The following is an 8,815-nucleotide window of genomic DNA, read 5'->3' on the forward strand; positions in this document are numbered from 1 at the left end:
AACGTCGTGCTTATGGATTTAGAAATTTTGAAAATTATAGGTTAAGGGTTAAAGTTTTGTGTTCTTGATTAGTGCCCCCGGAAATGGGGAAGAGCCACTAAAGACTCTAGGTAAAACATTATATCAATGGCGGGAAGAAGTGGTTAGAATGTGGCGGTTTACTAAAAACAACGGCATTACAGAAGGGTTTCATCGGAAGATGAAGCTGATTCAACGTCGTGCTTATGGATTTAGAAATTTTGAAAATTATAGGTTAAGGGTTAAAGTTTTGTGTTCTTGATTAGTGCCCCCGGAAATGGGGAAGAGCCAACATTCTGCCTATGGAAAGAAGAGATAGTACGTATGTGGCGTTTTAGGAAGTCTAATGGCATTACAGAAGGGTTTCATAGAAAGATGAAGTTGATACAAAGAAGAGCGTATGGCTTTCGTAACTTTGAAAATTATAGAACCCGTGTTAGGGTGCTGTGTTGTTAAATAGTGAGTGCCCCCGTAATTGGGAAAGACCCATTTGATTTCATCTTGATTCGCAGGCTTTCTTTTATATTCCGGGGACATATTATTCTAAGTACCCACTAAAGTACCCATTAAAATCTTTTGAGGAGGGGGTAAAACTCTTAAAACCCTTACTGGGCTTGGTCGGGACGGAAGGATTTGAACCTTCGACCACTAGCACCCCATGCTAGTACGCTACCAGGCTGCGCTACGCCCCGATTGACACAAATGATAACTAAGTCTGGAAAAAATAACAAGTAGTTGAGGTGTAGAGACAAGGTTTAAATTCAACTTAAAACACCTCAAGCAGGATTTTGGCTTATTAAAGTAGATGTCTTAGCTTATTGGCTTCTAATTTTGAATGCGAAATTGGAATATAATGGCTGCATCCAGTTAGTTCTGCAAATTGTAAGGCTTTTACTGCGTTTACGATTATTTGTTTTGCTTGGTCTACAGAATCATCCGCAATCAACGTTGCTGCGACGCTCATTTGGTTGGAGGCTAATACTAGCTTATCCACACAGGCCGGCTTATGTTGGCTTAGCACCAATGAGTTAACCATTTTTGCCAGATCATGGCATCGATTCACTAAAAGATCTTTGTTTTGATCTGCTTGTACTGATGACATACTTAATGTAAATAAACTTAGAATTAAGGCTTGTTTTAAAATCATTTTGGACATAGTGATACTCCCTGTAAGTTGCAATTAAACACGCAGGAATTGCTACTTAGAACAATTAAATACAACTATTCACTTATGCCTCCCCTCTTCCACCAAAATGGAAGAAGGGGTCATTGAGTCGTAATGCTGAATAGTTACAGTTAACCAAAAGCATTAATTCCCGTAATATGCTTCCCTAGCACTAAGGTATGGACGTTATCCGTACCCTCATAGGTAAAGACTGATTCTAAATTAAGCATATGCCGTATAACATGGTACTCCAGGCTAATTCCATTAGCTCCTAATAGATTCCTGCATTTTCTGGCAATTTTCAATGCCTCACGACAAGAATTCCCTTTTGCTAATGAAATCATTACTGGTGTTTCGCGTTGCTCTTCTTTCAAACGACCTATTTGTAGATTCAGACATTGTGCCTTAATAATTTCAGTATACATATCGGCTAGATCTTTTTGAATAATCTGGAACGAAGCTAGAGGCTTATTAAATTGTTTACGCTCTAATAGGTAGTCGCGGGTAACGTCAAAGCAAGCCATTGCCGCACCTATTGCTCCCCAAGCGATTCCATAGCGAGCCTGACTTAAACAACTTAATGCAGCTCCTAATCCTTTTTCCGTACCTGGAAGTAGGTTTTCATCGGGAACAAATACATTATCAAAAACTAACTCGCCAGTAATTGAAGCACGTAAGGACATTTTTAATTTAATTTCAGGACAAGTTACTCCCTCTGATTTCGTATCCACGATAAATCCGCGGATTCCTTCCTCAGTCTTTGCCCAGACAATAGCCATATCTGCGATTGGTGCATTGGTAATCCATATTTTTGCGCCGTTTAAACGCCAGCCCCCATGTTCTTTTTTAGCGTTGGTGCGCATGCTTGATGGATCCGAACCGGCATCAGGCTCAGTTAAACCGAAGCAGCCAATAATTTCGCCAGTAGCCATTCCAGGTAAATAACGTACTCGTTGTTCTTCACTCCCGTAACGGAAAATGGGGTACATGCATAAGGAGCTTTGTACGGAAACAAAACTACGTAAGCCGCTATCGCCTTTTTCTAATTCCTGGCATACCAAACCATAAGAAACATAGGAAGCCTCTGCCCCACCGTATTCTGCCGGTAAGGTCAGCCCTAATAAACCTAATTCTGCAGACTTACGAATCAGTTCACGTGGAAAATGTGCCTGTTCATAGGATTCAGCCATTAAAGGCACTACATCATTAGTAACAAAACGAGCGACGCTGTCGCGTATCATTCGTTCATCATCACGCAATTGCTCATCAAGAAACAACAAGTCGTCCAATTTCTATCTCCCTTTTCTCTGACTGTAACGCGATTACCGCTTCAATAATACTTTCTTTGCTTGGTAACAAATATTGCCAAGCAGTCCCTAATGGAATAAAACAATCTTTACCGGTAATGCGTTTAATTTGCAAACTCGATGAGGCTTCTTCTACTAGCAGGGTAATCAACCCTTCGCTTATAGAGCCACTTTGTCGGCCTTCATCTACAATAAGTACCCGTTTCGCCTGAGCAACTTCTTTCAAAATAGCTTCACTTGGTAGAGGACTAAGCCAGCGTATATCAACAATTTTTATATCGATGTTATGTACGTCTTTTAAGACTTTTGCTGCTTGGCATGATAGATAATAACCGTTGGCGTAAGTTAAGATAACAGTAGAACCTTCCCCCTGGGTGCCAACTGTTCCAGGTGCAATCATTTCATTAGGTTGCGGATAATCAAACAACCAGCCATTATCACCAGTTTGATGTAAATCTTTCGTCATGTACAGTGCGATAGGCTCTAAAAATACTACTACTCGCCCTTCTTCATGAGCTAAGCGCATGCAGGTACGTAACATTTTAGCGGCATCTGGGCCGTTGGAAGGACATGCAACAATCACGCCAGGTAGATCACGTAATACGGCAATTGAGTTATCATTATGGAAATGCCCCCCAAATCCTTTTTGATAAGCGAGTGAGGCAATACGGATCACCATAGGGTTTTGGTATTGGCCACTAGAAAAAAAGGATAGGGTCGATGCTTCGCCACGCAATTGATCTTCTGCATTATGGAGATAAGCCAAAAATTGGATTTCAGGAACGGGGATAAAACCGTTATGAGCCATACCAATGGCTGTACCCAAAATGGTAGTTTCATCCAGGATGGTGTCAAAGACGCGGCGTTTACCGAAGCGGAATTGTAAATCCGCGGTAACACGATATACCCCACCTTTTTTACCTACATCCTCACCAAAAACCACCATATTTGGATACTGCATCATTAAATCAGTAAGCGCAAAATTAATGTGCTGGCAAAGGTTACGTTTTTGCTTCAATTGCGGATAAGCACTGGCAAATACCGCCGATCGAGTTACTTCGTTGGGCAAAGCGTATTTTTGCTTTTGCGTAATTTTAGGAACAATGGAAGCCATGATTGTTTCAGCACTGTCCATTTTAGGTTGGCTAATTGCTTCCGCTGCTTTCGCTTCAATTAAATGTTTATTGCTTTCATAAAGGCTGATAATTCCTTCTAGGCTCATCCAACCTTCTCGATAGAGCATCCCTGCAGTATGTAATAAGGGATCATGTGATTCGGTGAATTCTATTTGTGCTTGAGATAGGTATTGAGACTCAATGTCAGAGCCAGCATGCCCTAATAAGCGTACGCAGCGCATGTGTAAGAATACGGGCTGCTTTTTATAGCGAGCTAAATATTCTGCTTCTTGAGCTTTTGCATAAATATCCGCCAGATTTAAGCCATCACAAGCAATGTAATTTAATCCAGGCCGCAAATTAATTGATTGCTCAATCCAATTCGCTGGTGTAGGTACAGAAATGCCAATGCCATTATCTTCACAAATAAAAACGAGGGGTAATGGGTAATTTTGTTGCGTAATCCATGAGCAGGCATTTAAGGTCGTTTGTGCTGTAGCGTGATTTGCTGAGGCATCTCCAAAGGAGCAAAGAATAATTGAATCTGGATCTAAATTACTTTCTATTCCTAAGTCTTTAGCGCGTTTAATCGATAAGGCAGCACCTAAAGCTTTGGGTAAATGCGATGCTATTGTTGAAGTTTGGGGTGGAACATTTAGGGGAACTGAACCAAAGACTTTGTGTCGTCCACCAGAAATTGGATCATTAGAGGCTGCAACTAAGGATAATAAAACGTCTTTAACCCCATCAATCCCTTTTACTTGTTTCGATCGTTGTACATAGAAGGCGCCACTTCGATAATGTAAAAAGGCCATATCATCAGATCGAAAAACCTGGCCAAAAACCGCATTTCCCTCATGCCCGCTACTGCCAATGGTATAAAAAGATAAGCCTTTTTCTTTAAGCTGTCTGGCAATTAAATCGAGTAAGCGCGATTTAATTTGGGAGTCAAACAATTCTATAGCAGTCTTTTTATCCAGCTCTGCTGTTTCTAAGCTAATTGAGCTATTGGGTATAGGGAAATCTGCTTGCCGTACCCGTTTAATAAATTGTTCATCAACTACACTGGCTCTATCTAACATCCTCACATCCTGTCGAATTGCTGTCGATATCAAGGTGATGAGTATATACAAAATGAACCGGAAGAACGAGTTGCATTGATAAAAAAATCTGTGCCCTTATTGGCGATATGTGACCAATTAATCTACACTTTGAATAAATGTAGAAATGGGGACACATGATGAAATGGATTGTTCTGCTGGGGGTTGTGGTATTTATGTCTGGATGTTGTTGTACCCAAGTTGTTGCTTATCGGCAAGTAGCGGTTACTCCTGTTGTGGAACCAGTGATGGTATTTCCTTATAGGCAAGGACCTATAGATGTGACAACCACTACTATTGATTATTACTGATTTTTTATTGAGCCAATGTAGCCTGGTTGCTTGCGACCAGGTTTTTTTATGTATGATTGGATTTTGGCTGTTGTTGCTAGTAATTTTATTGTTACAAAGCATCTAGCCGCGCCAGCGCGCTATGTTGGGCCATGGGCGCAACCTACGTCAATGCAAGGATGTGCGGGAGAAATAGGGTTAATTAGTTGGTGATTTTATGGATGGTAGAAACAAAAAAAGCGGCACTAGGCCGCTTTTCTCTTCTTAATAAAACCCTGGCGATGACCTACTTTCACATGAGGAGACCTCACACTATCATTGGCGCATGTCTGTTTCACTTCTGAGTTCGAGATGGATTCAGGTGGTTCCAAACCGCTATGGTCGCCAGGAAAACTGGTTTAATGTTAATTGCAGCCATTATACCGCAATTTCACATCAGGTAAATAAAGAGTGCGCTTTTTTTTGCGCTTCGTAACACAATTCCATCCTGTAGTGCTTCATACCCAAAGCAACTCAGATTATATGGTCAAGACAATCAGCCAATTAGTACAAGTTAGCTTCACACATTACTGCGCTTCCACACCTTGCCTATCAACGTCGTAGTCTTCAACGGGCTTCATGGGAAAACTCATCTTGAGGGAGGCTTCCCGCTTAGATGCTTTCAGCGGTTATCCCGTCCGAACTTAGCTACCCGGCGATGCAACTGGCGTCACAACCGGTACACCAGAGGTTCGTCCACTCCGGTCCTCTCGTACTAGGAGCAGCTCCTCTCAATTTTCCTACGCCCACGGCAGATAGGGACCGAACTGTCTCACGACGTTCTAAACCCAGCTCGCGTACCACTTTAAATGGCGAACAGCCATACCCTTGGGACCTGCTTCAGCCCCAGGATGTGATGAGCCGACATCGAGGTGCCAAACACCGCCGTCGATATGAACTCTTGGGCGGTATCAGCCTGTTATCCCCGGAGTACCTTTTATCCGTTGAGCGATGGCCCTTCCATTCAGAACCACCGGATCACTAAGACCAACTTTCGTTCCTGCTCGAGCCGTCGCTCTCGCAGTCAAGCACCCTTATGCCTTTACACTCTTGGTACGATGTCCGACCGTACCGAGGGTACCTTTGTGCTCCTCCGTTACTCTTTGGGAGGAGACCGCCCCAGTCAAACTACCCATCATACACTGTCCTCATCCCGGATTACGGGACCAAGTTAGAACCTCAATAATAACAGGGTGGTATTTCAAGGTTGGCTCCATGATAACTAGCGTCATCACTTCATAGCCTCCCACCTATCCTACACAGTTATCATCAAAGTCCAGTGCAAAACTATAGTAAAGGTTCACGGGGTCTTTCCGTCTAGCCGCGGGTACACTGCATCTTCACAGCGATTTCAATTTCACTGAGTCTCGGGTGGAGACAGTGTGGCCATCGTTACGCCATTCGTGCAGGTCGGAACTTACCCGACAAGGAATTTCGCTACCTTAGGACCGTTATAGTTACGGCCGCCGTTTACCGGGGCTTCGATCAAGAGCTTCTCCGAAGATAACCCCATCAATTAACCTTCCGGCACCGGGCAGGCGTCACACCCTATACGTCTTCTTACGAATTTGCAGAGTGCTGTGTTTTTAATAAACAGTCGCAGCCACCTGGTCTCTGCGGCCCTCACCAGCTTTGTTACGTAAAGTAACTAACCAGCAAGGGCGTACCTTCTCCCGAAGTTACGGTACCATTTTGCCTAGTTCCTTCACCCGAGTTCTCTCAAGCGCCTTAGTATTCTCTACCTGTCCACCTGTGTCGGTTTGCGGTACGGTTCTCTGTAAGTTATGGCTAGCAGCTTTTCCTGGGAGCCGGGCATCAATGACTTCGCTGTACACCGAAGTGTCAGCACCACATCACACCTCAGGGTTAATGATAAACCGGATTTGCCAAGTCTATCCCCCTACATGCACGTACCAGGACAACCAACGCCTGGCTCATTTAGCCTTCTCCGTCCCCACATCACCACTTACAAAAAGTCCAGGAATATTAACCTGGTTCCCATCGACTACGCTCTTCAGCCTCGCCTTAGGGGCCGACTCACCCTGCTCCGATTAACGTCGTGCAGGAAACCTGGGACTTCCGGCGTGAGGGCTTTTCACCCTCATTATCGTTACTCATGTCAGCATTCGCACTTCTGATACCTCCAGCAGACTTCTCAATCCACCTTCATCAGCCTACAGAACGCTCCCCTACCACGTGCACTTAGTGCACATCCGCAGCTTCGGTGACTAGTTTTAGCCCCGTTACATCTTCCGCGCAGGCCGACTCGACCAGTGAGCTATTACGCTTTCTTTAAAGGGTGGCTGCTTCTAAGCCAACCTCCTGGCTGTCTATGCCTTCCCACATCGTTTCCCACTTAACTAGTACTTGGGGACCTTAGCTGGCGGTCTGGGTTGTTTCCCTCTTCACGACGGACGTTAGCACCCGCCGTGTGTCTCCCGTGATTCAATTAGCCGGTATTCGGAGTTTGCATCGGTTTGGTAAGCCATGACAGCCCCCTAGCCGAAACAGTGCTCTACCCCCAACAATCATTCACGAGGCGCTACCTAAATAGCTTTCGGGGAGAACCAGCTATCTCCGGGCTTGATTAGCCTTTCACTCCTAGCCACACGTCATCCGATAATTTTTCAACATTACCCGGTTCGGACCTCCAGTTGGTGTTACCCAACCTTCATCCTGCACATGGCTAGATCGCCCGGTTTCGGGTCTACTCACAGCGACTCGCGCCCTATTCAGACTCGATTTCTCTACGGCTTCCTTATTCAGTTAACCTCGCCACTGAAAGTAACTCGCTGACCCATTATACAAAAGGTACGCAGTCACACGTCCAAAGACATGCTCCCACTGCTTGTACGCAAACGGTTTCAGGTTCTATTTCACTCCCCTCTCCGGGGTTCTTTTCGCCTTTCCCTCACGGTACTGGTTCACTATCGGTCAGTAAGTAGTATTTAGCCTTGGATGATGGTCCACCCATATTCAACCAGGATTTCACGTGTCCCGGCCTACTTGTTCGCGTGCTTAGTTCCTAATACAATTCACATATACGGGGCTTTCACCCTCTTTGGCCAGCCTTCCCAAACTGTTCTATTTCATTGTACTATAAATCACACCAGGCTCCTCCCCGTTCGCTCGCCGCTACTTGGAGAATCTCTTTTGATTTCTTTTCCTTCGGGTACTTAGATGTTTCAGTTCCCCGAGTTCGCTTCGTTAACCTATGTATTCAGTTAACGATGACCATACTCACGTATGGCCGGGTTCCCCCATTCGGACATCTTCGATTAATCGCTCGTTTCCAGCTCATCGAAGCTTTTCGCAGGATTCCACGTCCTTCATCGCCTCTTACTGCCAAGGCATCCACCGTTTGCGCTTCTCTTCTTGACCATATAATCTCAGTTGCCTCAGATCATATGTTTTTGTCTTATACAAGACGCTTGTGTTACCTCTTTATTTACCATATTTTTAATGAACATCTGATTTATTCAGATTAAAATACTCTATATTCATAAAGCGCTTTAATCTGAACAAGAATCTAAAGTGTTTTGAAATGGTGGGTCTGGGTGGACTTGAACCACCGACCTCACCCTTATCAGGGGTGCGATCTAACCAACTGATCTACAGACCCATTTCGACGCAAGCTCATAGTTTAACTATTGAGTTGCTAAACACGCTGACTATTCTTCATTACTTGAAAACAAACTGTGTGGGCACTTTGAAGCTTGGTGCTCGTATATTAAGGAGGTGATCCAGCCGCAGGTTCCCCTACGGCTACCTTGTTACGACT

The 8,815-nt window shown here is 44.3% G+C and carries 5 protein-coding genes, 2 tRNA genes, 3 rRNA genes and 2 pseudogenes; 4 read left to right on the forward strand and 8 right to left on the reverse strand.

The features are described 5' to 3' along the window. Positions 1-91: 91 nt before the first annotated feature. Positions 92-280 (forward strand): annotated as a pseudogene (locus tag E1P08_RS16835) (transposase); the annotation flags it as partial. Positions 281-309: 29 nt separating this feature from the next. After that, positions 310-474: pseudogene (locus E1P08_RS16840) on the forward strand (transposase); the annotation flags it as partial. A gap of 159 nt (positions 475-633) precedes the next feature. On the opposite strand, the gene E1P08_RS16845 reads toward E1P08_RS16840, so the two are convergent. The 4 genes from E1P08_RS16845 to E1P08_RS16860 form a co-directional block, all read right to left on the reverse strand. Beyond that, a tRNA-Pro gene (locus E1P08_RS16845) sits at positions 634-710 on the reverse strand. 104 nt (positions 711-814) lie between these two features. Next, positions 815-1,174 (reverse strand): hypothetical protein, encoded by a 360-nt coding sequence (locus E1P08_RS16850; protein ID WP_133138109.1) that lies wholly within the window; start codon positions 1,172-1,174, stop codon positions 815-817. A 140-nt stretch (positions 1,175-1,314) separates the two neighbouring features. Then, positions 1,315-2,472, reverse strand: a complete 1,158-nt coding sequence (locus tag E1P08_RS16855; protein WP_133138110.1) for an acyl-CoA dehydrogenase family protein — start codon at positions 2,470-2,472, stop codon at positions 1,315-1,317. Then, complete coding sequence (locus tag E1P08_RS16860; RefSeq protein ID WP_133138111.1) at positions 2,450-4,687, reverse strand: thiamine pyrophosphate-dependent enzyme; 2,238 nt, start codon at positions 4,685-4,687, stop codon at positions 2,450-2,452. The genes E1P08_RS16855 and E1P08_RS16860 overlap by 23 nt, the downstream gene beginning before the upstream one ends. Before the next feature lie 155 nt (positions 4,688-4,842). Between E1P08_RS16860 and E1P08_RS17295 the strand changes: the two genes are divergently transcribed. Both E1P08_RS17295 and E1P08_RS17300 read left to right on the forward strand, forming a co-directional pair. Continuing rightward, on the forward strand, positions 4,843-5,016 hold the full coding sequence (locus E1P08_RS17295) for a hypothetical protein (protein WP_165485226.1): 174 nt from the start codon (positions 4,843-4,845) through the stop codon (positions 5,014-5,016). 48 nt (positions 5,017-5,064) lie between these two features. Then, positions 5,065-5,208, forward strand: a complete 144-nt coding sequence (locus tag E1P08_RS17300; RefSeq protein ID WP_165485227.1) for a hypothetical protein — start codon at positions 5,065-5,067, stop codon at positions 5,206-5,208. Between the two features lie 60 nt (positions 5,209-5,268). On the opposite strand, the gene rrf is transcribed toward E1P08_RS17300, so the two are convergent. From rrf to E1P08_RS17390, 4 genes are all read right to left on the reverse strand, one after another. Next, positions 5,269-5,384 (reverse strand): 5S ribosomal RNA (gene rrf, locus E1P08_RS16865). A 133-nt stretch (positions 5,385-5,517) separates the two neighbouring features. Continuing rightward, positions 5,518-8,415, reverse strand: a 23S ribosomal RNA gene (locus E1P08_RS16870). Between the two features lie 164 nt (positions 8,416-8,579). After that, a tRNA-Ile gene (locus E1P08_RS16875) sits at positions 8,580-8,656 on the reverse strand. Positions 8,657-8,765: 109 nt separating this feature from the next. Beyond that, positions 8,766-8,815 (reverse strand): 16S ribosomal RNA (locus E1P08_RS17390); the annotation flags it as partial.

It is taken from the genome of Legionella rowbothamii (assembly GCF_900639985.1).
GTDB lineage: Bacteria > Pseudomonadota > Gammaproteobacteria > Legionellales > Legionellaceae > Legionella > Legionella rowbothamii.